We start from the raw sequence: 25398 nt of genomic DNA on the forward strand, positions 1-25398 counted from the left end.
CGCGATATCCGCGTAGCCTTTCGCGGCTGCATCCTCTGGCTTGAACTCCCATGACCGATCATTCCGACGCCCCGCACTCGCGTGCGGCGATTCCGCTCGCGCCTTCGCTGGATTCCACGCTGGCCGAGGCGCACCTGCCGCGCCGGTTCCGTCCGCTGGACCGCCGCGTGCTGGGCATCACGCTGGCCGCGATGGTGCTTGGCGCCGCGGTGGCCGGTGTGGCCCGCCTGCTAACCGCGCTGATCGGCCTGATCACCAACCTGGCGTTCTACGGCCGCTGGGACACCGCGCTGAGCAGCCCGGCCGGGCATCACCTGGGCCTGTGGGTGATCGCGGTGCCGGTGGTCGGCGGCTTGATCGTGGGCGTGATGGCGCGCTGGGGCTCGCGGGCGATCCGCGGCCACGGCATTCCCGAGGCGATGGAGCAGATCCTGCTCAACGAGAGCCGCATCCCGCCGCGCATGACTTGGCTCAAGCCGGTGTCTTCGGCCGTGGCCATCGGCACCGGCGGGCCGTTCGGCGCCGAGGGGCCGATCATCGCCACGGGTGGCGCGCTGGGTTCGCTGATCGGCCAGCTCGCCCACGTCACCGCCGACGAGCGCAAGACGCTGCTCGCTGCTGGCGCTGCAGCGGGCATGGCGGCAGTGTTCTCCGCGCCGGTGTCGGCGGTACTGCTGTCGATCGAACTGCTGCTGTTCGAGCGCCGCGCCCGCTCGCTGATTCCGGTGGCGCTGGCCGCCTTTGTCGGCACCGGCGTGCGCTACCTGCTGGAAGGCAACGAGCCGATGTTCCCGATGCCGGACATCGCCACGCCCACGTTCGGCGCGCTGGCGGTGTATGTGCTGCTGGGGTTGATCCTGGGCGTGGTGAGCGTGGGCGTCACCAAGCTCACCTACGCCATCGAGGACGGCTTCGAGAAGCTGCCGATCCACTGGATGTGGTGGCCGGCGATTGGCGGCCTGGCGGTGGGTGTCATCGGCTACTTCCAGCCGCTGACGTTGGGTGTGGGGTACGCCAACATCACCGCGGCGATCAGTGGCCAGATCGGGCTGGTGGGGCTGCTCACGCTGTGCATCGCCAAGCTCGCCTCCTGGTCGATTGCGCTGGGCAGCGGCACCTCCGGCGGCACGCTCGCGCCGCTGTTCACCATCGGCAGCACGCTGGGCGGGGCGATGGGCTTGCTGGTGGCCACGGCGCTGCCGGCGCTGCACGTCGATCCGCGGCTCGCCGCGCTGGTGTGCATGGCGGCGATCTTCTCCGGCGCCTCGCGCGCGTTTCTCACTTCGGTGGTGTTCGCCTTCGAAACCACCCAGCAACCGCACGGCCTGCTGCCGCTGCTGGGCGGCTGCGCGGCGGCCTACCTCGTCTCCGGCCTGATGATGCGCAACACCATCATGACCGAGAAGATCGTGCGCCGCGGCGTGCGCGTGCCGTCCGATTACAGCGCCGATGCGCTGGACCAGATCTTGGTGCGCGATGCGTGCAGTCGCGAGGTGGTGTCGCTGGCGGCCGAGCAGCGCATGGGCGAGTTGCGTGCGTGGCTGGCCAGCGCGGGGGACGTGGCGAAGCATCAGGGTTTCCCGGTGCTCGACGCGTCCGGCAAGCCGCTCGGCGTGCTCACCCGCCGCACCTTGTTCGACGCCAGCGTGCCCGATGAGGCCACGGTCGGCAGTCTCGTCCAGCGTCCGCCACTGGCCGTGCACGAAGACCACACCCTGCGCGAAGCGGCCGACCACATGGTGGAGGCCGACGTCGGCCGGTTGATCGTGCTGGGCGAGGGCCGCTCGCCGCAGATGGTGGGCATCCTCACGCGTGGTGATCTGCTCAAGGCGCATGCGCAGCGGTTGCGTGAGGCGCGGAGGGCGTCGCGGTATCTGGGGCGCGCGAAGTAGGGCGAGGCCCAAGCGCCGGCGGCGCTCGCCGCTGCGTTATCGTCGGGCACGACGCCCCTTCAACATAGGACGTGAATCGATGCGCAAAGTGACGACACGGAAGCTCTCGGCATGGCTGGTGTTGCTGCTGGCCAGTGGCAGCGCAAGCTCGCAGGACCCGCAGGATCAGGCCATCGAGGCCGCCTGCCCGGGTGTGGCGACCTGGCAAGCAGCGCAGAAGGCGGCGCACGCCAGCCAGAGCGAGGAAGCGATTGCGGCGCGCGATGCTGCTCGTCACTTTGCGGCGCCCGAGGAACGCCGACAGCTGCTGCAGCGTGCGCAAGCCGACCAGCAGGCTCGTGATGCCGCCCTCGCCGCCAGCCAGGGCGCGGACCCCGACGGAGCAGCCGCCCGGGCGGTCTATAAACATGCCTACGAGGTCGACGGCGACAACCTGAACTGGCTGAAGGCCCAGGTGCAAAGGTCTGGCTTTCCGACCGTGGCGCAGGTGGGTGAGCAGGGCATGTCCGCCGCCTTCCTGCTGGTGCAGCACGCCGATCGCGATCCTGCGTTCCAGATGCGCGTGCTTGAGACCCTGCAGCTTCGCGGCGCTGACAAGGGCGTCAAGGATTCCGAACTGGCGCTGCTCACCGATCGCGTGCTGCGGGCGCAGAAGAAGCCGCAGCGTTACGGCACGCAGTTCGATACTGATCCGGCGCATCCCGGCAAGATGGTGATGGCGCCGGTGGAAGACGTGGCGCATCTCGATGAGCGACGTGCCCGCATGGGGTTGCTGCCTATCGCCGACTACCGCTGCGTGCTCGATGTGATTTATGGGACGGCGACAAAAGGCTGAGTGCCACGCGGTCTTGGGCCCAAGCGAAGAGCGCCCCCTCACCCCAACCCTCTCCCCCGGCAAAGCCAGGGGAGAGGGAGTTGGAGGCGTGTGGCTTTTTGGCTTGGTCGATGACGACGCGGCGGATGGAGTCTGTGTGGGAAGCGCTGGGCAGCCTCGCTTTGCTCCCTCTCCCCTGGCTCTGCCGGGGGAGAGGGTTGGGGTGAGGGGGCTGCTTTTGGGGCGCCGTCGCTGGTGGGCGAGGACGGGCTGGTAGGAGCTCGCTTGCGGGCGATGCTCTTGGGCTTCGATGTGCATCAGGAACAGGGGCATCGCCCGCGATGCGGGCTCCTACAAAGGGGGCGTGACGCGTCTCTACGTTCCCATCCGCGCGTCACCAGATCGGATCGTTCGGCATTCAGAGCCGAACGCGCTTCGCTCCCTCTCCCCTGGCTCTGCCGGGGGAGAGGGTTGGGGGGAGGGGGGCTGCTTTTGGGGCGCCGTCGCTGGTGGGCGCAGGCCCGGTAGGAGCTCGCTTGCGGGCGATGCTTTTGGACTTCGATGTGCATCAGGAGCAGGGGGCATCGCCCGCGAGCGGGCTCCTACAGGGGGTGCGATGCGCGGTCCCGCCCCCGCATCACCAGACCAGATCGTCCGGCACCTGGAACTGGGCGTAGTAGGCGTCGTCGTCGCTAACCGGTGTGTCGCCCGCGGGCGGCTGGGCGTGATCGAGCACGATGACGCTGGTGTCGCGTTCGCGGATCTTTTCTGCGGCGGCGCGGGGCAGCAGTTCGTAGCGATCGTCCAGGGCGGCGATCACCAGGGCGCCGCTGGCGAGCTGGCTGCGCAGGGATTCGTTCACCAGCACGCTGCGGATGGCGTTGTCGTGGGTGAACCGGTAGTCGATGTCGCCGCTGCGCTTGACCTTATGGGTGTCGATGATCTGGCGCACCTGGGCGCGCAGTTCGGCGGCGCGGGCCTGGGCCTTGCGTTCGGCGGCCAGCGCGCGGTCGCGTTCGGCGCGTTCGGCCTGCAGGCGGGCGGCGTCGATGGCGTCTTCGCGTGGCGTGGCGGGTGGCGCCTTGCCGAGCTTCTGCTTGTTCTGCTCGCGTGCCACCTGGTTGACCTTGGCTTTGTTGACCAGGCCGGCCTTGAGTAGTTGGTCCTGCAGCGGGTTGCGCATCGGCGGGCATATCGTGAAAGGGCCCGCCATTGTAGCGCTGGCGCGGTCTGGGTCTCGGCCAGATGAGCGCGCTCGATCGGCATCGATGGCACGCTTTCACGATGCGCGCAATTGAGCCAAGTCATCTGGCCGTATCGGCAGCTATGCCTAGACTGGCTCGATGAAGTCCACCGCTCCCTCTGCGGAACGCGCCCCTGGTGCTTCGCCGCGAACCACTGGCGAGGCGCTGGCGCATCTGGTGGCCGCGCTGTGTCGGCTGGCGCGGCAGGGCCTGGCGCGCAAGGAGCGCTTGCACGATGGCGTGCATCGCGTGCGCAAGGCGATCCGCAGTCTGCGGGCGGTGCTGGCGCTGGCTCACGAGGCACTGGGCGAGCCCGCTGCGCCGATCGACCGCGCCCTGCAGCAACTGGCGCGCAGCCTGTCGAGGTTGCGCGACGCCCACGTAGCGGTGGCGACGGCGCGTTCGCTGGCTACCGGCGCGGAGAAACAGGCGTGGCTCGATGTGGCCGCGCGCCTCGATACGCGCTGTGAGCGACGGCTGGCGCGCACGCTGGCGCAGGACCCGGGGTTCGCCAAGCGTCGCGCCCGGTTGGCGCGAATCAGCAAGGCGCTGGCGGCGCTGCCCTGGTATCGGGTCGGGCGGCGGTCGCTGGAGCATGCTCTGGTCGAGGGCGAGCTGCGCGTGGCCAAGGCCGAGCGCAAGGCGAAGAAGGAGATGACCGCTCAGCGGCTGCATCGCTGGCGACGACGAGCGCGCCGCCTGCGCATGCAGGTAGACGCCATGCGCCGTATCGAGGTTTGCCCTAAGACCCTGCGGAAGATGCAGCACGAGCGGGTGGAGCACTTGAAGAAGCGCACCGACCTGCTGGGGCGACGGCAGGATCTCGAAGTGCTCGCACAGCTGCTGCCGCAGGTGAGCGACATGTCGAACCGCGACGCGCTGCGCTGCCGCCTGCACCAGGAAATCGCCGAGCTGGACGCAAGCGCCTGAGGTGCGGTCGCCGATCGCTGCGCGCCAGCCGGATACCGGCAAGGCCTGCGCTGCCGGCGCGCGCGTTGTAACCAGGCCGGAAACCCCGCACCCTAGCGGGCACAGCTCTCGGTGCCTGGAACCCGCGGATGAACAAATTCAGCCTGATGCTCCGAAGCGTGCTCGGCGCACTGGTGGCGGTGGTGGTGTTTCTCAGTGGCGCCTGGGGCGCGCTGGCGCTGTGGTATCAGCTGCCGGGCGGCAGCGTGGGCCGGGCGCTGGGAAGCGTGGTGTGGGCCTTGCTGGTGGTGGCGCTCGTTGCGCTGGCGATCAGCCGCCGCAGCCTGTGGCCGCTGGCCGGCTACGGCGTGGCCATGCTGGCGCTGCTGGTCTGGTGGTGGAACATCCCCCCGTCCAACCACCGCGTGTGGGCCGACGACGTCGCCCACTTGCTGCGCGGCGAGGTGCACGGCCATCTCGTCACCTTGCACAACGTGCGCGATTTCGACTGGCGCAGCGACAGCGATTACGACGCGCGCTGGGAAACCCGCGACTACGACCTCGATCACCTGGTGTCCGCCGACGCCATCCTGTCGTACTGGGACAGCCGCGCGATCGCCCACGCAATGATCTCCTTCGGCTTCGACGACGGCCGGCACGTGGTGTTCTCGGTGGAGATCCGCAAGAAGAAGGGCGAGGCGTTCTCCGAGATCGGCGGCTTCTTCAAGCAGTTCGAGATGGTGCTGGTGGCAGCCGACGAGCACGACATCGTGCGCGTGCGCACCAACGTGCGCGGCGAGGACGATTACCTCTATCCGATGACGCTGGAGCGCGACACGATGCGCGCGCTGTTCCTGTCCTACGTGGAGGCGGCGAACCGGCTGGCCGAGCGCCCGGCGTTCTACAACACCATCACGTCCAACTGCACCACGCTGGTGTATGGCATGGCGCGCCAGCTCAACCCCGGCCTGCCGATGGACATCCGCCTGCTGCTCACCGGCTACCTCCAGGGCTACCTGCGCGACAACGGCGCGATCGATGCGAACCAGCCGGCCGACGCGCAGCGCGCCGCCGCGCGCATCACCGACAAGGCGCGCCGCACCGGCCCCACCGACGATTTCTCCCGCGCCATCCGCGCGCCACGCTGATCAGGAATCCCTCCCGATGCTGCATCGCTACGTTGCTCTCCTGCGCGCCGTGAACGTTGGCGGTACCGGCAAGCTGCCGATGGCCGAGCTGAAGGCCATGTGCGAGGACGCCGGTTTCCAGAACGTGCGCACCTACATCGCCAGCGGCAACGTGGTGTTCGAGTCGACGCATACGGAGGCCACGCTGAAACAGACCTTGGAGGAGCGCCTGCAACGCTATGCCGGCAAGCCGGTTGGCGTGCTGGTGCGCACGGGCGAAGAGCTGGCGCGCGTGCTGGCCGCCAACCCATTCGCCGATCAGCCGGGCAACCGCGTGGTGGCGATCTTCCTCGACGCGGCGCCAGCAAAGTCCGCGCTGGACGACATCAGCGGACTGAAGGACGAGCGCCTCGCGCTCGGCCGCCGCGAAATCTACGTGCACTACGGCGACGGCATGGCCGACTCGCGCCTGAAGATCAAGGCCGCGACCCAGGGCACCGCGCGCAACATGAATACGGTGGCGAAGCTGGCGGCGATGGCGGCGGCCGGGAGCGCGGGCGATGTTTGAACTCAAGGGCATGCTGTCGCTGCATGCAGGCGACCGTCATGTGGGTGGGCTGGACCGCATCGAGCTGCTCGCCGCCATCGGCGAGACCGGCAGCATCAGCGCGGCGGCGCGTGCGGTGGGCATGAGCTACAAGGGCGCGTGGGACGCCATCGATGCGATGAACAACCTCGCCGACGAGCCACTGGTGAGCCGCGCTACCGGCGGCAAGCGCGGCGGTGGCACCACGCTCACGCCGCGCGGGCAGCGGCTGGTTGACGTGTTCCGCGCCATGGCAGCCGAACACGCGCGTTTCGTGCAGCAGCTCGGCGCGATGGGCGAGGCCTCGTTGCGCGATTTGCAGCTGATGCGCCGCTTCATGCTGCGCACCAGTGCGCGCAACCAGCTCGCCGGCACAGTGACCTCGATCGTGCCCGGCACCGTCAACGACACGGTGGAACTGGCGCTGGCTGGCGGGCAGCGGCTGGCGGTCACCATCACCCGCGAGAGCACGCGTGAACTGGACCTGGCGGTGGGGCGCGAGGCGATCGCCCTGATCAAGGCCTCGGCGGTGCGGCTGGCGCGGCCGGACGCGACGGAGCAGCCTTCCGCGCGCAACCGGCTGACCGGCACGATCGCCACCGTCGAACGTGGCGACGCGAACGCCGAAGTCGTCGTGGATCTGGACGGTGGCGGCGTGATCGTGGCGGTGGTGGCGAGCGCCGATCTCGAAGCGCTCGACCTGACCGAGGGAGATCGCACGGAGGCGATCATCGAGGCATCCAGCGTGTTGCTGGGCACCACCGACTGAGCAGATCAGGCGCTCACGCGCGCCAAGTTGCGGTAAAGACGTCCCTCGCGGATCTCCAGCACGTGCTGGCCCAGCGCTTCCACATCGGCCGGATCGTGGGTGATCACCAGCAGCTGCACGTCCAGCCGTGACTGCAGCGCCACCAGTTCGTCGCGCAGCCGGCCGCGCAGCGGCGGATCGAGTGCGGCGAAGGGTTCGTCCAGCAGGAGCAGTTCCGGCTGCGGTGCCAGCGCCCGGGCCAGCGCCACGCGCTGCTGCTGGCCGCCGGAGATCTGCGCGGGATAGCGGTTGGCCAGGCCCTCCAGCTCGAACGCATCGAGCCAGCGCCTCGCCGCTTCCGGCACGTTCCGCCGCGAAGGCTGGCGCAGGCCGGACGTGAGTCCGAACGCCACGTTCTGTGCCACGGTGAGGTGCGGGAACAGCGCGTAATCCTGGAACACGTAGCCGATGCGCCGCGCGCGCGCGGGCACGTCCACGCCGCGGAAATCGTCGAACAGCGTGCGGCCGCGCACGCCGACGTGGCCGGCGTCCGGCCGCATCAGACCGGCGATGGCGCGCAGGGTGAGGCTCTTGCCCGAGCCGGACGGGCCGAACAGCACCACGCGTGGGCTGTCCGAACGGAACGCCAGCTCCAGCGAAAACGGCCGCTGTGGATCGGTCATCACGCGGCGGATGTCGACGTCCAGGCGCATGGTCAAAAGCTCCGCCGCGGCACGCGGCCGCGGGTGAGCCGGCCGGCGATCACCAGCACCGCCACGCAGGTCACCGAGGCCACGATCACCAGCATGTTGGCGCCGGCGTCGTCGCCCGCCTCGATCGCCGAGTAGATCGCTACCGACAGCGTCTGCGTGCGGCCGGGCAGATTGCCGGCAATCATCAGCGTGGCGCCGAACTCACCGAGCGCGCGGGCGAAGGCGAGCAGCGCGCCGGCCACGATGCCGCGCATGGCCAGCGGCAGCGACACGCGGAAGAACACCGCCAGCGGCGCCAGGCCCAGCACGCGGGCGGCGTCTTCCAGCTGCGGCTCGACGTTCTCGAACGCGGCGCGCGCGGCCTTGTGCACCAGCGGAAACGCAGCCAGCGTGGCGGCGATCACCGCGCCCTGCCAGGTGAATACCGGGTTGATGCCCAGTTGCTCCAGCCAGCCGCCGATCACCCCGCGCCGACCCAGCAGCACCAGCAGGTAATAGCCCAGCACCGTGGGCGGCAGCACCAGCGGCAGGGTGAGCAGCGCATCCAACGTGTCGCACCAGCGCGAGCGCCAGCGCGACAGGCCGTAGGCCACGGCCACGCCGAATACGAGGTTCAGCACGGTCGCCCACAGGGCGACCTTCAGCGAGAGCAGCAGCGGTTGCCAGATGTCCGGCATCACGCTCAGGGCGCCAGGAAGCCGGCGTCGGCGAGCAGCTGCTGACCCTGCGGCGAGCGCACGAAGGCGATGAAGTCGCGCGCCTCATCCGAGTGCGTGGTTTGCGACACCACGGCGATGGGGTAGGTGATGGGTGTGGTCGATGGAATGCGCATCGCCACGATCACCCTGCCGCGAGCGATGGCCGCGTCGGTGGCGTAGACGAAGCCGGCGTCGACCTCGCCGCGCATCACGTAGTTCAGGCATTGGCGCACGTTGGCGGCGAGCACGGCCTTGTTCTGCAGGCGCGATGTGAGGCCGGCGCGGTCGAGCACGCTCTTTGTGTAACGACCCACAGGCACCGAGGCCGGATCCCCCCAGGCGATGCGCTTGAACGCGGCGCCGGTGAGGTCGTTCAACGTGGCGACCTTGGCGCCGCCAGCCGGCACGATCAGTACCAGCTGGTTGGCGGCGAAGTCCACCCGGCTGTCCGCGGTGATTGCGCGCTGCGACTGCGCCTTGTCCATCGCCACCTGGTCGGCCGAGGCAAACACATCCGCCGGCGCGCCATTGGCGATCTGCCGCAGCAGGGTGTCGGACGAGCCGAAGTTGAGCACGACATGGGTGCCCGGATGCTGCGTTTCGTAGGCCTTGGCCACGCTCTGGAACGCGTTGGTGAGGCTGGAGGCGGCCGAGACGACCAGGTCATCCGCCCGGGCAGGTCCGGTCACTGCGGCGATGGCGAACGCGATGACGGCGAGGCAGCGATGAAGCGTGGGGGTGCGCACGGGATGCCCCTTCCGGCTCGTTATGTAGATCGCTATATAACGACGAAATCCCGCACGGGACAAGCGCTGCGGCCTCAACGACTGCGGGCGAGGGCGAGCGTGCCGGCGAGCATCAGCACCGCGGCGAGAGCGAAGCCGGCGGCCGGCGAATGCAGGCTCCAGGCCAGCCCCACCGCCGCGCTGGAAACAAATTTCGCCACGCCGTTCACCGTGCCCAGCGCGCCGTAGCTGGTGGCCAGCCGCTCGGCCGGCACCATCGCCGCGGTCACCGTGGACTCCAGCGCTTCCTGCGTGGCGACGTAGAGCCCGGCCACGAAAAAGATGCCGGCCAGCGCTGGCACGCCTGCGCTGCCGCGCCAGAACACCAGCGCAGTCATCGCCGCAGTGAGCACGCCCAGCGCGTAGCCGGCCAGCAGCAGCGGGCGATGCCCCACGCGATCGGCCAGCGCGCCGATCGGAAACGAGGCCAGCACCTGCACCACGTTGCGGCCCACGTAGAGCAGCCCGGCCACCTGCGCCGCCCGCACCACGCCCATCGCCGGCGTCAGCAACGTGGTGGCGGCGAGAATCAACAGGCTGTGCGAGAAATCGCCGATGCCGAACAGCCCCACCGCGCCGAGGTAGCGCTTGAACCGCGACGGCAGCGTGCGCAGCGAGTGCATCAGTTGTAGCGCCGGGTTGATCGAGTGTTGCGGATCGCGCACCAGCAGCAGAAACGCCAGCACCGCGAGTGCGCCGGGAATCAACGACAGCCACAGCACCAGCCGGAACGGCCAGGCCGCATCGTGCGCGGGCAGGCTCTGCGCCCAGCCGAGCAGGGCCACTCCCAGCAGCGGACCGGCCACCGCGCCCAGCGTGTCGGCCGCGCGATGGAAGCCGAATGCGCGCCCACGCGTGTCTTCGCTCACCGCCTGCAGAACGATGGCGTCGCGCAGCGGCCCGCGCAGGCCCTTGCCGAACCACGACAGCAGTCGACCGGCCAGCAGCAGCGGCCAGCCCGCAGCGAGCGCGATCAAGGCTTGTCCGGCCGGCGTCAACGCATAGCCGATCAGCACCAGCGACTTGCGGTGGCCGAGTTTGTCGGCCATATGGCCGGCGACCATCTTGGTGAAGCTGGCCACCGCATCGGCCGCCCCTTCGATCAAGCCCAGCGCAGCCGCCGGCACGCCGAGCACGGCAAGAAAGCCCGGCAGGATCACCGTGGTGGTTTCGTAGCAGAAGTCGCCCAGCGCGCTGGTAATGCCGGCGCCGGCCACGGTGGGGTTCAGCCAGTGCTTGCCGACCGGAGGCGGAGTTGCGGTGGGTGCCATGAGAAAGGTTTTTAGGCGCGGGAGCAGCCGGACGAGGTGCCTGGAGCTTAGCGCGGCGGCCGTGCCTGCATGGGCGATCAGCCGTCGCGCGGAGGAGCGAAGGGGCTGGTGAAGTGGCGGCTGCGTAGCCGGCGCCGGCTCTTTCGCAGCAGCGTGTCGACGAGCGTCGCCCGATCGCGCCGGCCGTCCAGGCGGCAGTCCAGGAAAACGTCCATGAGCACGCCGGCATCCACCCCCAGCGCATCGCAATAGCGCACATATTCCATGACGTCGAGACGCCGTTCGCCGCGTTCGCATTTGGAGACGTAGGACTGGGTCGTTCCCAGCCTGAGCGCGAGCGTGGCCTGGGTGACCCCTAGGGCCTCGCGGACTTGCTGCATGAAGTCCAGCAGCAGGCGGTATTCGTGGTTGTGGATGGAACGCATCATTGCGCAACTTCAGTCCGGTGAGGCACCGTAGGCGGCGATTGCAAATAGTCCAAAACGGAATACTTTGCGTTTAAGATCGGACCTGTCTTGTCGTTAATGACCACGCCAGCCTATCCCTCCCGATCGGCTGACCGGCATTTCCGGCCGCTGAATGAATTCGGGAAATGCACCCATCGCTCTATCGGTGGGACACCACAAGGCTTTTGAAAAACTCGGCGTCCCGGGCAGATCGGCGGCGGCCTATTGGCTGCGCCGTCCGGGAAACGTTACCCATCTGGAGAACAGGCATGCATTTTCCGCAGTGGTCGATCAAGGTCAGGTTGATAGTCACGCTGGGCACCCTCGCCACAGTGCTCGCAATGGTTGGCGCCATGGGGATCAACGATTTGAACAGCAGCAATGCCGCATTACGCGACATGCATGCGAACAAGCTAATACCCACCATGTCATTGGCGCGCGCTCTGGATCTCCTTGGCGGCGAGCGAACCTCGCTGCATCGCGCCCTGGGGACGCGCGACGCCGCACACGCCGATGCATTCCAGCAATCACTGAGGAGTGACGACGGCGATCTCGCGCAATTGCTTGCGACGTTTCACGCGGCGGAGCTGTCGCCGGATGAAAGAACCATCAGCAAGCGACTGGATGGCGATTACGGCGATTTCCGAAAAATCATGGATACGGCGGCCAAGTCACTGGACGCCAAGCAATACGACCAGGCCATGCAGGCCATGGATGGCGTCGGCGAAAAAAGTTACACGTCGCTGCGAGGCGATATCGGCGATTTATTTACGCTGCAGAACAAGATCTCGGCGACCGCTTACGCCACCGATGAGCAACGGGCGTCACGCTCGGCCAAAACCACCATGGCGTCCATTGCCTTTGGGCTGTTGCTGAGCGGAGGGATCGGTTTCCAGCTGGTGCGCTCGATCTCGCGCTCGCTGGCCGAGGCCATGCGCGTGGCCAACAACATCGCCGGCGGCAAGCTCAACAACCGTATCGAGCGCATCTCGGGAGACGAGGTGGGCCGCCTGCTGCAATCGCTGGCCGACATGGACGCCAAGCTCGCCGAGGTGGTGCAGGACGTGCGCGCCGGCTCCGAATCGGTCAGCACGGCGGCACGGCAGATCGCGCAGGGTAACGACGACCTGAGCCAGCGCACGCAGGAACAGGCCTCCAGCCTGGAAGAGACGGCGGCCTCGATGGAGCAGATGACCGCCACCGTGAAGCAGAACGCCGAGAACGCCTCGCACGCCAACCAGCTGGCGCGGGGCGCACGCGAACAGGCCGAGCACGGCGGCGCCGTGGTCAGCAAGACGGTCGAAGCGATGGGCGCGATCTCCGCTTCCAGCCAGAAGATCGCCGACATCGTGGGCCTGATCGACGAGATCGCCTTCCAGACCAACCTGCTCGCGCTGAACGCTGCGGTGGAAGCGGCCCGTGCCGGAGACCAGGGCCGCGGCTTCGCCGTGGTCGCATCCGAGGTGCGCAATCTCGCCCAGCGCAGCGCGCTGGCGGCCAAGGAGATCAAGACGCTGATCGGCGACAGCGTCGAGCGCGTGAAGATGGGTTCGGGACTGGTGGACGAGTCCGGGCGCGCGCTGTCGGCGATCGTCGAGAGCATCAAGAAGGTCACCGACATCGTGGCCGAGATTGCCGCGGCGAGCACCGAACAATCCGCCGGCATCGAGCAGGTGAACATGGCCGTGACGCAGATGGACGAGGTTACGCAGCAGAACGCCGCGCTGGTGGAAGAGGCCGCCTCGGCCAGCCGCGCCATGGAGGAGCAGGCCATGAGCCTGCGCCGGCAGGTGGCCTACTTCCACACGGAAGAGACGCCATCGGCATCGGCCCGCGCCGAGCCGGAGACACGGATCAATCGCGCACACCGGGCGCATGGCCACGCAGTCGAGCGGCGGCTCGCGTCGGAGCGGCCACATCGGGCCGAGGACAAATCGGTCTGGAAGGAGTTCTAGGCGAGTCTGGCCCGGCCGTCGTCGCGGTGCGACGTACGGCCGGGTGGCCGCAACGGGACACCCGGCGGCCTGTGCACGGAACACCTACCTGCGCGGAGCGTTGACTTATGCAGCAACCGACACCTTCCCCCTGGAGCGACCTGCAGCGGCAATCGGGACGGCTGGCCTGGCGCTACGCCTTGGCGGGCGTCGTCTGGCTGGCGGTCACCGATACGGTGGGAGGATGGCTGCCGCCTGGCCGTTGGCGTGACCTGTACTTCGCCACCAAGGGCGTGGTGTTCGTGGCCTTCTCGGCCCTGTTCATCCACGGCTTGCAGCACCGGGCGATTCGCCGCTTCATCGAGAGCCGCAGCGAGATCGAACGGCTGGAGCAGGGTTATGCGGAGCTGATCGACGACCTGCCCATTCCCTGCTTCGTGGTGGAACCCGACCGCGGCTTGATCCTGCATGCGAACCGCGCCGCGCGGGAGGTGTACGGGGTCGGCTCGTCGCCAAGGCTGGCGCGGTGTCTGCGAGACCTGGACGCGGCGGCCGGCGGCCCGCTGTGCGCCAGCGACCTCAGCAGCCGGCGGTGCAGCGAGCAGTTGGTGAAGCACCGACGCGCCGACGGCAGCGAGTTCGACGTGCGCTTGCTGAGCACCCATCTCAGCCGCGCCGACGACGAGGTCGATGTGGTCATGTGCCTCGACGTCACCGCCCAGTTGCGCGAACAGGAGCTGCAACGCCTGCAGGCGGGCATCGATCCGTTGACCGGCCTGCTCACCCGCAACGCCCTGCGCGAGCGCGTGGCGCGGGCGATCCGCGAGGCGCCGGGGCGCCAGCAGATGGCGGTGCTGTTCATCAACATCGACCACTTCAAGCTGATCAACGACACCCAGGGACACCCGAGCGGCGATCTGCACCTGCGCGAGGTCGCCACCCGCATCGGCGCGTTCGCCCACGAGGACGTCATGGTGGGGCGCTTCGGCGGCGACGAGTTCGTTGCCGTCATGACCCGGCCACAGACGCCGATGGCGCCGATCGTGCTGGCCAGGAACATCCGCAGCGCGGTGGCCGGCACCGCCGGCGACGAGGATTTCGCGGTGGCTCGCACCTGCAGCATCGGCATCGCCTGGTGGCCCGAGCACGGCGCAGACGTAGATACGCTGCTCAGCGCGGGCGATGCCGCCCTGTGCCATGCCAAGCAGGCAGGACGCGATCGCGTGGTGCAGTTCGACCCGAGCATGCGCCGCGAAGCGTGGCGCTACGTGGAACTGGTGCAGGGCCTTCGGCAGGCGCTGGCGCTGGATCGCCTGCATGTGCGCTACCAGCCGCAGTTCTGCCTGGCCAGCGGGCGCATCGTCGGACTGGAGGCGCTGTGCGCATGGCGGGAGGCCAACGGCATGGAGATCAAGGCCAGCGAGTTCATCCCGGTGGCCGAGCGCAGCGGGCAGATCGTGGAGCTGGGGCAGTGGGTGCTGCGCGAGACGCTGGCGCAGGTGTGCCGCTGGCTGGCCGATGGCGTCTACGACGGGCCGGTGGCGATCAACGTGTCGCCCGTGCAGCTGCGCCAGGCCGGCTTCGTCGACTTCGTGCAGTCCACCATCATCGCCACCGGGCTGCGTACCCAGCTGTTGGAACTGGAGATCACCGAGACCGTCGCGCTGCACCTGGACGAGGAACTGCGCACCCACCTGATCCGCCTTGCCGGCATGGGCATCGCTATCGCCATCGACGACTTCGGTCGCGGCTACTCGAGCCTGTCGCATTTCAAGCGGCTGCCGATCACCCGGGTGAAGATCGACGCCTCGTTCGTGCGCAACGTGGATCGCCTCTCCGACAGCCAGGCGATCGTCAACTCCATGCTGCAGATGGCCCGGGCGTTGGGCATCAGTACCGTGGCCGAGGGGGTGGAGCGCAAGGAAGAGGCACTGTGGCTGCGCGCACACGGCTGCGATGCCGTGCAGGGCTACCTCTACGCGCGTCCGGCAGCGGCCGACGCGCTCGACCTGGGGCTGCGTTACGTACTCGACGACGATGGCGTGGTATCCGGTGCCTGAGGGTGCCGTGGCCGGGGTACGGCCATGGCCACGGATGCTTCGGGCGCCGTCCCTGGCGCCTCGGATCATGCGTTTTCCGGCAGCAAGGCCTCGCAAGGCATGAACAGCGCACGGACCTCCTTCAGCAAGGTTCCATGCTTGGCCCAGAACTCGCGCAATGTGCTCTCCAGGTCGATCAGTTCAATACAGTGAGGAAGGCGCGGATGGGCGCCTTCGATGTGCCGCACGCTGGGTTTGTCGCCGGCGAGGTAGCCGCTGTGCACCTGGTGCACGAGCACCTGGCCGATTCCCTCCAGGTGGGCGTTCTTGAGCACGTGGTCGGCGACGGATCGGGCATTGAGGCGATCCCATACGGTGCGTGGTTCGAGCCGGGCCGATTGGTGGAAGTAGAGGCGAAGGGCAGCGAGATTGTTCATGAGAGTCTCGTGGAATCAGGAAGCGGAGTCGGTGGCGGCAGCCAGACGGGTGCGCCGGAGCGCAGGGATATCGGCCAGGCGGATGCCCTCGGGCCAGGACAGGTGCTTGGCATGCCCCACGCGTTGCGAGCGGTAGATGCCGGTGTGTCCGGAGAACAGGTAAGCGACCACGCAGGCCAGTGCCGCATAACAGCCCACAGCAGGACCGAAGAGCTCGATCGCCATCACCGTGGAGGCGTTCGGCGTGTTCGCCGCACCGGCGAACACGGCCACGAACCCCAGGCCGGCGAGCAGATAGAACGGCAGCGGCAGTACGTGGCCCAGGGCGTTGCCCAGGGTGGCGCCGATGAAGAACAGCGGCGTGACCTCGCCGCCCTTGAAGCCGGAGGCGAGGGTCAGCGCGGTGAACCCGAACTTGCCGGCGAAGTCGTACGGCGGCAGCGGATGCACGAAAGCCGCCTGGATCGTCGGGATGCCCAGCCCCAGGTACTGACGGCTGCCCAGCGCAAAGGCGAACGCGGCCACCAACGCACCGCCGACGAACAGCCGCAGTGGCGGGTACTTGATCACGCGCTTGAACAGTGCAGAGAGCGCGTGCGTGGCGTCGGCAAACAGCATGCCCACCAGCCCAAAGCAGATGCCCGCTGCTACCGTAGCCAGCAGGCCGCCAATGCCGATCGCGGGGACCGCGCCCATCGCGTAGAGCGCGTGATGGGTGCCCAGTCCCAGCGTCACCTGGTCGGCAATGACCGCCGAAAGCACGCAAGGCAGCAGGGCGTCGTAGCGGATCCTGCCGATGGCCAGCACCTCCAGGCCGAAGATCGCGCCGGCGAGCGGCGTACCGAATACCGACGCGAAGCCGGCGCTGATGCCGGCCATCAGCAGGATGCGGCGATCTTCCGTGCCCAGGCGCAGCCGATGGGTAACCTGGTCGGCCAGGGTGCCGCCCATCTGCACGGCGGTGCCTTCACGGCCGGCCGATCCACCGAACAAGTGGGTGACCACGGTACCGGCGAACACCAGCAGGGCCATCCGCTTGGGCACGATCTTCTTGGGATCGTGGATCTCGTCCAGCAGCAGGTTGTTGCCGCCTTCCACGTCCTTGCCGACGCGGTGATACACCCAGCCGACCAGCAGCCCGGCGAATGGCAGCAGGGCGAGCATGTAACCGCGCGAGGTCTGCACGGCAGTGGCCCAGTCGAGTGACCAGAGGAACAGGGCGGAGGCCACGCCGACCAGCACGCCGACGATGGCCGACAGCACCAGCCAGCGCCCGAGCAGCGGCACCATGGCCGCCTGTTCGGGTACGGAGAAACGTTTCATCGGGAGTTTTCCAGGTTCGAGGTTGCTCAAAACCTGGACAGGCCGAACCGCGGGCACACGCCTACGTCTCCCTGTCCAGGGGTACGTAGGCATCATCAGCCGATGGGGGGCGGCGGTTCGCGGAGGAATGCCATCTCCGGATGGCGCGCATGGTAACCCAGGAATCGCGGTTGGCAAGCTCGCCCGCGGGTTGACGGATAGACGTCTGGATGTCCGTCAGGGCGCAGCGCTGGCGCGATGCAGATCGTCTGGAGTGTCGATGTCGGCAAGGTCTGCGCCGTAGGGCGCAGGATCCACTTCCAGCACCCGCGCGTGCTCTTGGCGCAACCAGCACTTCGCTCCTTGCGCGCCGCGGGCTTGGGCGAGCACCTCGTAGTCCGAACGTGGAAACAGTGCCGGTGGACCGGCTCCGCCGGATTGGGCAGTGGCGATGATCTTCCCAGGCGAGCGCGCGTGCTCGTCGAGCAGATGTCCAAGCAGCGCCTTGCCCAGACGCGGCTGGTCGGCCAGCATCACCAGCACCCCGCTGGCTTGCGGCTGGGCGTGCTGCACGGCGCGCACGCCGGCGGCCAGCGAGCTGCCCAGGCCGTCGCGCCAGCCGTCGTGTATCACCGTTTGCAGCGGCAGATCGGCGAGTGCACCAGCCACCCGCTCGGCGCCAGCACCGAGCACCGCGAGCACCGGCACGCCGCAGGCGAGGGCCTGACGGGCCGCACGGCGCACCATCGGTTCGCCGTCGATCATCGCCAGCTGCTTGAGGCTGCCGAAGCGGCTCGCTTCGCCGGCAGCAAGCAGCACGATCACCGGCGACGACGCGTTCATCCGTGGATGGCGCCGTCGTTGTCGCGCAGCGGGCCGCCGCTGCGCGCGTTGATCACCGCCATGATCTCGGCGGCCACCGCCAGGGCGATTTCTTCCGGCGTCTCCGAGCCGATGTCGAGCCCCGCCGGGGCGTGCAGGCGCAGGCCGTTGAGCTCGGAGGCGTGACGCATGCGCGACACCCGCTCGCGCGAGCCGAGCGAGCCGACATAGGCCACCGGCGCGCCACGCAGGGCAGCGAGCCAGGCGATGTCGCGCTCCAGATTGTGGGTCATCACCACCACCGAGCTGTGCGCGTCCAGCGGTAGCGCCTGCTGCAGCTGCTCCGGCGTGGTGCACAGCGTGCACAGGCCAGCGGGCAGATCGGGCGACTGCAGCTGTGCCGGATCGTGATCGACCAGGGTGGTCTGCCAGCCCAGTGCGGTGGACAGCGGCAACAGCGCGCGGGCTGCTGCGCTGGAGCCGATCACCATCAGCGCGTGCGGCGGCTGTACCGATTCGATCAGCACGTCGAGCGTGCCATGCGGCGAAGCGAGCTGCTGTGTAGTGGCCCCGCGCAGGCGGTGCGTTGCACAGGCATTGGCGATGACGGCGCCGATGACCGCATCGTCGATGCCGTCGAACAACACCTGCTGCGCGCTCCACACCATCCGCTGCGGGGCGATCAACTGGCCGTCGACAGCGAACAGCGTGGCCAGTTGCGCATCGATGCGGGCCGCCAGGCACTGCGCGAGGCTGTCGGCGAACGCGGTCGCGCCTGCCGGCGCCAGCGGCTCGATGAGGATCTCCAGCTCGCCGCCGCAGCCCATTTCCATCAGCACGTCGAGCCCGGACTCGCTGTTGTAGGTCACCCGCCGCGGCGCGCCGTGGGCGATGACCTCCAGCGCGCGCGCCACGATGTCGCGTTGCGGGCAACCGCCGGAGAGCTCGCACACCACACGGCCGTCGTGCAGCACCAGCATGTGCGTGCCGGGCCGGCGGAAGGTGGAGCCGCGTGTACGGGTGAGCGTAGCCAGCGCGGCGCGTGGCTCACCGTTCGCGCGCAGTGCGCGCAGGGCGTCGAGCAGCCGGATCAGTTCGTGTGGTGAGTTCATCGTGGGGCAGGGCGGAAGTCGACGTGAGTCACGCGGTGCCTTTTCGCGGAGGGAACGAAGGGATGGTAACGGCTGCCAGGGAGGTGCGCGCAGCCGCCATGGCGGCATGCCCATTGAGGGCATGCCGCACGAGCGCGAAGAGGTCAGTCAGGCGACCGTCGACGTGAGCAAATGCTCGATCTTCACCGGCAGATCGCGCACGCGCACGCCGGTGGCGTGGTGCACGGCGTTGGTCACCGCGGCGGCGAAGCCGGCCAGGCCGATCTCGCCGATGCCGCGGGCGCCCAGCGCATTGAGCTTGGTGTCCGGGTAGTCGAGGAACAGCACATCGATCTGCGGCGCGTCGGCGTGGGTGGTCATTACGTAGTCGGCCAGGTTGCTGTTGATCGCCTTGCCGTGACGGCGTTCGTACTGCGTCTCCTCGAACAGCGCCATGCCCACGCCCATGGCGATGGCCCCTTCGATCTGGTTGCGCCCGGTCATCGGGTTGATGATGCGTCCGGCGTCGATCGCCGTGACTACGCGGCTTATCCGCAGCCGGGCGATCGCCGGCTCCCACGTCACCTCGACGAAGTGCGCGCCGTAGGAGTGCATGGAGTACTTCTTCGACTCGGCGTCGCCGAAGCTGTCGCGCGAGGTGCCCTTGCCCTCCACGTGCGCCAGCCGCGCCTGGCCCAGGATGTCGGCGAACGGCACGCCTTCATCGGGCGTGCTGCTGCGCAGATGTACGCGACCGTCGGTGAAGGCCAGCTGCTCGGCCTTGGCGCCCTGGAACGCACCGTGGCCGCTGGCCGTCTGCAGCAGTTGCTCCACCGCCTTGCCGGTGGCCTGCGCCACGGCGGGCACCAGCGAGCCGGTGACCATCGAGCCGCCCGACAGCGGACCCGGCGGCAGCGCGCTGTCGCCGATCACCACCTTCACGCGATCGATCCCGATGCCGAGATCGTGCGCCACCATCTGCGCCAGCATGGTGTAGGTGCCGGTGCCGATGTCCTGCGTGCCGCTGGCCACGCGCACGCTGCCGTCGGCGTTGAGGAGCACCGACACTTCCGCAGCCAGGCGCTGCGCCATCCACGCGCAGCAGGCCACGCCCCAGCCCAGCACCTTGCCGTCGGCGCGCATGGAACCGACGGCCGGATTGCGCTTGGCCCAGCCGAAACGGGCGGCGCCTTCGGTGAGGCATTCCTTCATGTGACGCGAGGAGAACGGCAGATGGGTGCTCTCGTCGACGGTCGGCTCGTTGCGCAGGCGCAGCTCTACCGGATCGATCTTCAGCGCCAGCGCCAGCTCGTCCATCGCCGACTCCACCGCGAACAGCCCGGGCACCGCGCCGGGGCCGCGCATGGCGGTGTTGGGTGCGATGTCGCGACGGGCGCAGCCGCTGGTGATCTTGAGATTGGGCGTGGAATACAGGAACGCAGTGGCCTCGCCGCAGTCCTCCTTGGTGTGGTCGGTGCGCGAGGTGCGATAGAGAAAGTCCTGCCGCAGCGCGACAAGCTTGCCGTCGTGGGTGGCGCCCAGGCGCATGCGCTGCTGGGTGTTGGTGCGATGGCCCACGTTGTGGAACATCATCTGTCGCGTCACCACCAGCTTCACCGGCTTGCCCAGGTCGCGCGCCGCGGCGGCGGCCAGCAGCGCGTGCGGCCACGGCCACAGCTTGCCGCCGAAGCCCGAGCCGAGGAACTCGGTAACGATGCGCACGTTCTCCTTGGGCACGCCCAGCATCTGCGCCATCACGTCGCGGTGGTTGATGATCGACTGGGTGGTTTCGTACAGGGTGAACGCCTTGCCGTCCCAGGTGGCGACGCTGGCATGCAGCTCGATCGGGTTATGCGTCTCCGGTGGCGTGGTGTAGGTCTGGTCGACCGTCACCGGCGCGCCGGCCAGGGCCTTGTCCACGTCGCCGCGCTCGGAATCGGTGGTCTGCTTTTCCTCGGCGCTGAGCTGCATGCGCACGTCCGGTGCCTGCACGTTGCGGTAGCTCACCTTCACCGCGCGCGCCGCGGCGGTGGCCTGCTCGAAGGTGTCGGCCACCACCAGCGCCACGTACTGGCCGTAGTAGCGCACGGTGTCGTCGTCCAGCGGCGGGCGGGCCTCGTCGATATAGCCGGACTTGCCGGGCTTGTAGAAGCGCCCGATGTTGGCGCGGGTGTAGACCTTGCGCACGCCGGGCATGGCGGCCGCGGCGGAGTCGTCGATGGACGCCACCTCGCCGTGGGCGATGGTGGCGCCCACCGGCACGGCGTAGAGCAGGCCGGGGAAGTGGTAGTCGGAGCTGTAGCGGGCGGCGCCGCTGACCTTCAGCGGGCCGTCCACGCGGGCGTGGCCGTGGCCCAGGGCGGGCAGGGTGCGGTATGCGTCGGGTGCCATGAGTTGTCTCTCCTGCGCGGCGCTTACGCGGCGGCCACGGTGGCAAGGGCGTGGGTGAGGCAGCGCTTGGCCAGCTCCACCTTGAAGGCGTTCTCGCTCTGCGGCTTCGCGTCGCGCAGCGCGGCGTTTGCGGCGGCGGCGAAGACCTCCGGACCGGCGCGCTGGCCGACCAGTGCCTGCTCCGCTTCCACCGACCGCCACGGCCGCGTGCCCACGCCGCCCAGCGCCACGCGGGCGTGGGTGATGCGTCCGTCCTCGGTACCGAGCACCACGGCGGCCGAGGCCAACGCGAACTCGTAGGAGGCGCGGTCGCGCAGCTTGAGATAGTGCGAGCGCGCGCCGCGTTTCGGCGGCGGCAGCAGCACGTGGGTGATCAGGTCGCCCGGCTGCATCACCGTCTCGTGCTGCGGCGTGTCGCCCGGCAGCAAGAAGAAGTCGGCGATCGGCACGGTGCGCTCGCCCTTGGCGCCCTGGATCACGATGCGCGCCTCCAGCGCGGCCAGCGCCACGTTCATGTCGCTGGGGTTGGTGGCGATGCAGTGCGCGCTGGTGCCCAGGATGCCCAGGCTGCGGTTGGCGCCGTCGATGGCCGGACAGCCACTGCCGGGCTCGCGCTTGTTGCAGGGCATGTGCTCGTCGCGGAAGTACATGCAGCGCGTGCGCTGCAGCAGGTTGCCACCGGTGGTGGCCATGTTGCGCAGCTGGGCCGAGGCGCCGGCCAGCAGCGCTTCGGACAGCACGGCGTAATTGCGCTTCACCTCGGCGTGGTTGGCCAGATCGGCATTGCGCACCAGCGCGCCGATCTTCAGGCCGCCTTCGTGCGTGTGCTCTACCTTGGCCAGCGGCAGGCGGTTGATGTCGACCACCTGCGCGGGTGTTTCCACGTTGAGCTTCATCAGGTCGAGCAGGGTGGTGCCGCCTGCGACGAAGCGCACGCTGGCGCCCTGCTGGGCGGTGGGGGAATGGGCGCCGGCATCGATCGCCTGGCGGGCGTCGGTGGCGCGGAGAAAAGTGAATGCCTGCATGGTGTGTCTCCTCAGCCCTTCCGGACCTGCTGGATCGCCGCGACGATGTTGGGGTACGCGCCGCAGCGGCAGATGTTGCCGGCCATGGCTTCCTTCACGTCTGCATCGTCCGGGCCCCAGGGCTCTTTCAGCAGCGCGGTGGCCGACATGATCTGGCCGGAGGTGCAGTAGCCGCACTGGTAGCCGTCGTGCTCCACGAACGCCTGCTGCATCGGGTGCAGATGGCCGGGCTGGCCGAGGCCTTCGATGGTGGTCACCTCTTCACCCTCGTGCATGGCCAGCAGGCTCAGGCAGGAGTTCACCCGCCGGCCGTTCACGTGCACGGTGCAGGCGCCGCACTGGCCGTGGTCGCAGCCCTTCTTGGTGCCGGTGAGGTGCAGGTGCTCGCGCAGACCGTCGAGCAGGGTGGTGCGCGGGTCGACGGTGAGCGTCTGCGGCTGGCCGTTGACGGTGAGCCGCACGGTGACCTGACTCATGTCGTCCGCAGCCGCCTCGCCCGCCGGCATGTGCGCCATCGCGGTGGCGGCCAGTGCGTGGCCGCCCAGGCCCAGCGTGGTGGCCGCGCCGGTCATGCCGACCATCTGCAGGAAGCCGCGCCGGCTCAGGGTGACGTGCACCTCATCGGCGCGATCGGCGGGCGGGGTGGGGGCGGGCGGGCGCTCGGTCATGGCGACTTCTCCGGAAGCGGCGGTGGCTGGCGAAAACATCGGGGAGTGACGGCGCGGGCTCCGCGCAGGCAACCGCAACAAAGTACACCCGCACCGGTAAAACGGCAGTGACGGCGCGTCCCGGATGAACCGTCACGGCAGGCTTGACCTGCATCAACGCGGGTGCCGCTGTGCCGCCGCAGACTCGACGACGCGCGGCAATGGCGCTGCGCCGCTCTCATTCTGGAGGACCACCCCATGACCACACTTGCCCGCTGGAATCCCTTCAAGGCCGCTGCCCGGCTGGACCCCATGAGCAGCTTCCCGATCAGCCGCTTCGACGACATGTTCCGCAGCCTGGCCAGCCAGCCACTGTGGCGCGAGATGGAGATGGCGCCGGACATGCGCCTGGACGTGACCGAAAAAGACAACGCCTACCTGGTCAAGGCCGACCTGCCCGGCGTGGACAAGGGTGACATCGAGGTGTCGGTGGAAGGCAACCAGGTAGCGATCAGCGCCGAGGTGAAGCGCAGCAGCGAGCAGAAGGACGACGAGCACACGCTGTGCAGCGAGCGCTACTACGGCAAGGTGTATCGCGCCTTCAGCCTGCCGGCGGAGATCGACAGCGCCAAGGCCGACGCGCATTACGAAGGAGGCGTGCTCACTCTCACCCTGCCCAAGAGCGGCAACGGCGCCAGCCGGCGCATTTCGGTGAGCTGAAGCCCGTCGACCGGCGCGCCGCGGTTACGCGGCGTGCCGGCGATGCAGCCACCGCTCAGGCCAGCAACTGGTGCGGCAGTCGGCTGCGAATCTCCTCGCCCGGCAGGGCCGTGAAATCGTGCTGCACTTCGCCGCTGATGCAGTGGCTCAGCTGCTTGTCCATCACGCCGTGCAGCGCGCCCAGGAAACGCGGCGGCGCCACCAGCACCAGGCGCTCGTAGCGCTGGTCGTTGCGGCCGCGCTCCAGCGCTTGCCCGAGCATGTGCGCGAAGCGCTCGGTGCTCTTGTCGCGCAGGCTGGTGTGCGGCTCGATCGCATGCCGCGCGCTGCCCATGCTCTCGTTCACACGCGGGGCGCGCTCGGTAGTGGCATGGCGTCCCGGGGCGCGGCCATCGGGGTTGGCGAAGCACGCCACCTCCTGCCAGGGCTCGCTGCGTCCGGTGGCCTCGAACACCCGGGCGCGCGCGGCGTCGGCAACCAGAATCCACGTCGATGTCATTGCTTCCTCCTGCCCGTTGGGGCATGCCTGCGATGGTCTGTGCCGGGCACTGTAGGCATCGCCACGGAGCCACCGTTTGACGCGTATCAACTGATGACGCGCGAGCCGGGGCTAGGGTGGCGACGATCCTGATCGAAGGAGTGCACCGTGAACCAACTCATCCATACCGATCGACTGCGCCGCGACCTGGGCCTGATCAACAGCGATCTCGAGCGGCTGCTGCACGATGCCGCCGATGACGCCGGCGGCCTGGCCGAGGAAGCGCGGGCCAAGCTGGTCTCCGTGCGTGACCAGTTGGTGGAACTCGAACGCGAAGCGGCCGGACGTACCGGTCGGCGCATGGCGCGTGCGCGAGAGCGTGTGCGCGAACAGCCGTGGGTGCTGATCGGCACGGTGGCGGCCGGCGCCTTTCTGCTGGGGCTGCTGGGGCGCGGCCGTTTCGACTGAGACGGCACCGGCAGCGGTCGCGTCGGCTCAGGGTCGTTCCTGCATCTCGCGCGTCTCCTCGCGGGTCAGCGCCTCGCCCAGGTCGACCATCTGCGCGCCGAGGGCCCCGTAGATGTCGTCGGCGCTGATCATGCCGGCCAAGCCACCTTTGGCGTTGAGCACCGGCAGGCGGCGCACGCCGTGCTCGCGCATGGTGAGGATGGCGGCGAACAGACCTTCGGATTCGGTGCAGGTAACCACCGGTCGGCTCATGATCTGGCCCAGCGTGAGCTTGTCCGGATCGGCGCCGGTGGCGACCACCGCCACCACGAGCACGTTGACGAGCAGCGAGCGCAGCAGGTCGATCGTCGTGACGAAGCTGCCGAGCTGGCTCGCGAACGCCGGGTCGGACGGCGCCACGCCGGCCAGCCGCGCGTAGCTCAGCACCAGCACGACCACACCCGCGACCGCCCAGACCACGCCGGTGGCCGCGGCGACGCGCACCGCCCACGCGGTGACGCCGTCGACCTGCGGCCGGGCAGCGCTCGACCGGGCCGGTCGCCCAGTCGCGCCCGTCACCGGCAACGCCACGGCCGCCAGCACGAGCAGCCCGATGGTGAGGCTCGCCGCCACGTCGTTGACGACCCGCGCGAGAGGCAGTCCCCAGCGGGTCACCGCCCCGGGATCGGCCACGAGCGAGGCCGCCGCGGCACCGGTGAGGAGCAGCCCGGCCACGACGGCCACGATCCCTGCCATACCCAGCGCAGCCACCACCGCGAGCAGCGCCCCCGGGCCACCGCTGCGCGCGGTGGGGCGGACGGTGGCGACGGAC

Annotated in this window: 25 protein-coding genes and 1 riboswitch; of the genes, 10 read left to right on the forward strand and 15 right to left on the reverse strand. The window is 68.9% G+C overall.

What is annotated here, in order from left to right; translation table 11 throughout:
- Positions 1-50 precede the first annotated feature (50 nt).
- Together ACTHJF_RS03590 and ACTHJF_RS03595 are read left to right on the forward strand one after the other, a co-directional pair.
- On the forward strand, positions 51-1892 hold the full coding sequence (locus ACTHJF_RS03590; protein ID WP_440265883.1) for a chloride channel protein: 1842 nt from the start codon (positions 51-53) through the stop codon (positions 1890-1892).
- An 88-nt stretch (positions 1893-1980) separates the two neighbouring features.
- The gene (locus ACTHJF_RS03595) at positions 1981-2727 is read left to right on the forward strand and encodes a DUF6624 domain-containing protein (protein WP_440265884.1); all 747 of its coding nucleotides are present in this window, start codon (positions 1981-1983) and stop codon (positions 2725-2727) included.
- A gap of 616 nt (positions 2728-3343) precedes the next feature.
- Here ACTHJF_RS03595 and ACTHJF_RS03600 read toward each other — a convergent pair.
- A complete protein-coding gene (locus tag ACTHJF_RS03600; RefSeq protein ID WP_440265885.1) occupies positions 3344-3889 on the reverse strand; it encodes a DUF2058 domain-containing protein in 546 nt (181 codons plus the stop codon).
- Positions 3890-4049: 160 nt separating this feature from the next.
- On the opposite strand from ACTHJF_RS03600, the gene ACTHJF_RS03605 reads away from it, so the two are divergent.
- The 4 genes from ACTHJF_RS03605 (at position 4050) to ACTHJF_RS03620 (ending at position 7341) form a co-directional block, all read left to right on the forward strand.
- The gene (locus ACTHJF_RS03605) at positions 4050-4880 is read left to right on the forward strand and encodes a CHAD domain-containing protein (protein ID WP_440265886.1); all 831 of its coding nucleotides are present in this window, start codon (positions 4050-4052) and stop codon (positions 4878-4880) included.
- Positions 4881-5008: 128 nt separating this feature from the next.
- A complete protein-coding gene (locus ACTHJF_RS03610; RefSeq protein WP_440265887.1) occupies positions 5009-6007 on the forward strand; it encodes an Lnb N-terminal periplasmic domain-containing protein in 999 nt (332 codons plus the stop codon).
- Positions 6008-6026: 19 nt separating this feature from the next.
- Entirely contained in the window at positions 6027-6554 is a 528-nt protein-coding gene (locus ACTHJF_RS03615; RefSeq protein WP_440265906.1) for a DUF1697 domain-containing protein, read from the forward strand.
- On the forward strand, positions 6547-7341 hold the full coding sequence (locus tag ACTHJF_RS03620; protein ID WP_440265888.1) for a TOBE domain-containing protein: 795 nt from the start codon (positions 6547-6549) through the stop codon (positions 7339-7341). The genes ACTHJF_RS03615 and ACTHJF_RS03620 overlap by 8 nt, the downstream gene beginning before the upstream one ends.
- 5 nt (positions 7342-7346) lie before the next feature.
- Here the strand turns inward: ACTHJF_RS03620 and ACTHJF_RS03625 are convergent, their stop codons facing one another.
- The 5 genes from ACTHJF_RS03625 to ACTHJF_RS03645 form a co-directional block, all read right to left on the reverse strand.
- On the reverse strand, positions 7347-8033 hold the full coding sequence (locus ACTHJF_RS03625; RefSeq protein WP_440265889.1) for an ABC transporter ATP-binding protein: 687 nt from the start codon (positions 8031-8033) through the stop codon (positions 7347-7349).
- A gap of 2 nt (positions 8034-8035) precedes the next feature.
- Positions 8036-8710 (reverse strand): molybdate ABC transporter permease subunit, encoded by a 675-nt coding sequence (gene modB / locus ACTHJF_RS03630; protein ID WP_440265890.1) that lies wholly within the window; start codon positions 8708-8710, stop codon positions 8036-8038.
- Between the two features lie 5 nt (positions 8711-8715).
- Positions 8716-9477: a molybdate ABC transporter substrate-binding protein gene (modA, locus tag ACTHJF_RS03635; protein WP_440265891.1), complete on the reverse strand. Its 762-nt coding sequence runs from the start codon at positions 9475-9477 to the stop codon at positions 8716-8718.
- Positions 9478-9551: 74 nt separating this feature from the next.
- Complete coding sequence (locus ACTHJF_RS03640; protein ID WP_440265892.1) at positions 9552-10787, reverse strand: MFS transporter; 1236 nt, start codon at positions 10785-10787, stop codon at positions 9552-9554.
- A gap of 77 nt (positions 10788-10864) precedes the next feature.
- Entirely contained in the window at positions 10865-11215 is a 351-nt protein-coding gene (locus tag ACTHJF_RS03645; protein WP_431637138.1) for a helix-turn-helix domain-containing protein, read from the reverse strand.
- Between the two features lie 164 nt (positions 11216-11379).
- On the opposite strand from ACTHJF_RS03645, the gene ACTHJF_RS03650 reads away from it, so the two are divergent.
- Together ACTHJF_RS03650 and ACTHJF_RS03655 are read left to right on the forward strand one after the other, a co-directional pair.
- Positions 11380-13188 carry a methyl-accepting chemotaxis protein gene (locus ACTHJF_RS03650; protein ID WP_440265893.1) on the forward strand — a complete coding sequence of 603 codons (1809 nt, stop codon included), beginning with the start codon at positions 11380-11382 and terminating at the stop codon, positions 13186-13188.
- 107 nt (positions 13189-13295) lie between these two features.
- Entirely contained in the window at positions 13296-15227 is a 1932-nt protein-coding gene (locus tag ACTHJF_RS03655) for a putative bifunctional diguanylate cyclase/phosphodiesterase (protein ID WP_440265894.1), read from the forward strand.
- A 65-nt stretch (positions 15228-15292) separates the two neighbouring features.
- Here the strand turns inward: ACTHJF_RS03655 and ACTHJF_RS03660 are convergent, their stop codons facing one another.
- The 7 genes from ACTHJF_RS03660 to ACTHJF_RS03690 form a co-directional block, all read right to left on the reverse strand.
- Positions 15293-15643 carry a DUF190 domain-containing protein gene (locus ACTHJF_RS03660; protein ID WP_440265895.1) on the reverse strand — a complete coding sequence of 117 codons (351 nt, stop codon included), beginning with the start codon at positions 15641-15643 and terminating at the stop codon, positions 15293-15295.
- A gap of 15 nt (positions 15644-15658) precedes the next feature.
- Positions 15659-16966 (reverse strand): voltage-gated chloride channel family protein, encoded by a 1308-nt coding sequence (locus tag ACTHJF_RS03665; protein ID WP_440265896.1) that lies wholly within the window; start codon positions 16964-16966, stop codon positions 15659-15661.
- 79 nt (positions 16967-17045) lie between these two features.
- Positions 17046-17113: riboswitch (Fluoride riboswitch) on the reverse strand.
- Positions 17114-17182: 69 nt separating this feature from the next.
- Positions 17183-17788 carry a nucleotidyltransferase family protein gene (locus tag ACTHJF_RS03670; RefSeq protein ID WP_440265897.1) on the reverse strand — a complete coding sequence of 202 codons (606 nt, stop codon included), beginning with the start codon at positions 17786-17788 and terminating at the stop codon, positions 17183-17185.
- Positions 17785-18879 carry an XdhC family protein gene (locus ACTHJF_RS03675; RefSeq protein WP_440265898.1) on the reverse strand — a complete coding sequence of 365 codons (1095 nt, stop codon included), beginning with the start codon at positions 18877-18879 and terminating at the stop codon, positions 17785-17787. The genes ACTHJF_RS03670 and ACTHJF_RS03675 overlap by 4 nt, the downstream gene beginning before the upstream one ends.
- A gap of 147 nt (positions 18880-19026) precedes the next feature.
- A complete protein-coding gene (locus tag ACTHJF_RS03680; RefSeq protein WP_440265899.1) occupies positions 19027-21249 on the reverse strand; it encodes a xanthine dehydrogenase family protein molybdopterin-binding subunit in 2223 nt (740 codons plus the stop codon).
- A 23-nt stretch (positions 21250-21272) separates the two neighbouring features.
- Positions 21273-22274: an FAD binding domain-containing protein gene (locus ACTHJF_RS03685; protein ID WP_440265900.1), complete on the reverse strand. Its 1002-nt coding sequence runs from the start codon at positions 22272-22274 to the stop codon at positions 21273-21275.
- Between the two features lie 11 nt (positions 22275-22285).
- A complete protein-coding gene (locus ACTHJF_RS03690) occupies positions 22286-22942 on the reverse strand; it encodes a (2Fe-2S)-binding protein (RefSeq protein WP_440265901.1) in 657 nt (218 codons plus the stop codon).
- A 237-nt stretch (positions 22943-23179) separates the two neighbouring features.
- Between ACTHJF_RS03690 and ACTHJF_RS03695 the strand changes: the two genes are divergently transcribed.
- Complete coding sequence (locus tag ACTHJF_RS03695; protein WP_440265902.1) at positions 23180-23641, forward strand: Hsp20/alpha crystallin family protein; 462 nt, start codon at positions 23180-23182, stop codon at positions 23639-23641.
- 55 nt (positions 23642-23696) lie between these two features.
- Here ACTHJF_RS03695 and ACTHJF_RS03700 read toward each other — a convergent pair whose 3' ends face one another.
- Positions 23697-24140, reverse strand: a complete 444-nt coding sequence (locus ACTHJF_RS03700) for a host attachment protein (protein WP_440265903.1) — start codon at positions 24138-24140, stop codon at positions 23697-23699.
- A gap of 147 nt (positions 24141-24287) precedes the next feature.
- Between ACTHJF_RS03700 and ACTHJF_RS03705 the strand changes: the two genes are divergently transcribed.
- Positions 24288-24587 (forward strand): DUF883 family protein, encoded by a 300-nt coding sequence (locus ACTHJF_RS03705; RefSeq protein WP_440265904.1) that lies wholly within the window; start codon positions 24288-24290, stop codon positions 24585-24587.
- Between the two features lie 27 nt (positions 24588-24614).
- On the opposite strand, the gene ACTHJF_RS03710 is transcribed toward ACTHJF_RS03705, so the two are convergent.
- A partial coding sequence (locus ACTHJF_RS03710; RefSeq protein WP_440265905.1) for a CBS domain-containing protein occupies positions 24615-25398 on the reverse strand: 784 nt, incomplete at its 5' end.

It is taken from the genome of Dyella sp. (assembly GCF_051962475.1).
Taxonomy (GTDB): domain Bacteria; phylum Pseudomonadota; class Gammaproteobacteria; order Xanthomonadales; family Rhodanobacteraceae; genus Dyella_A.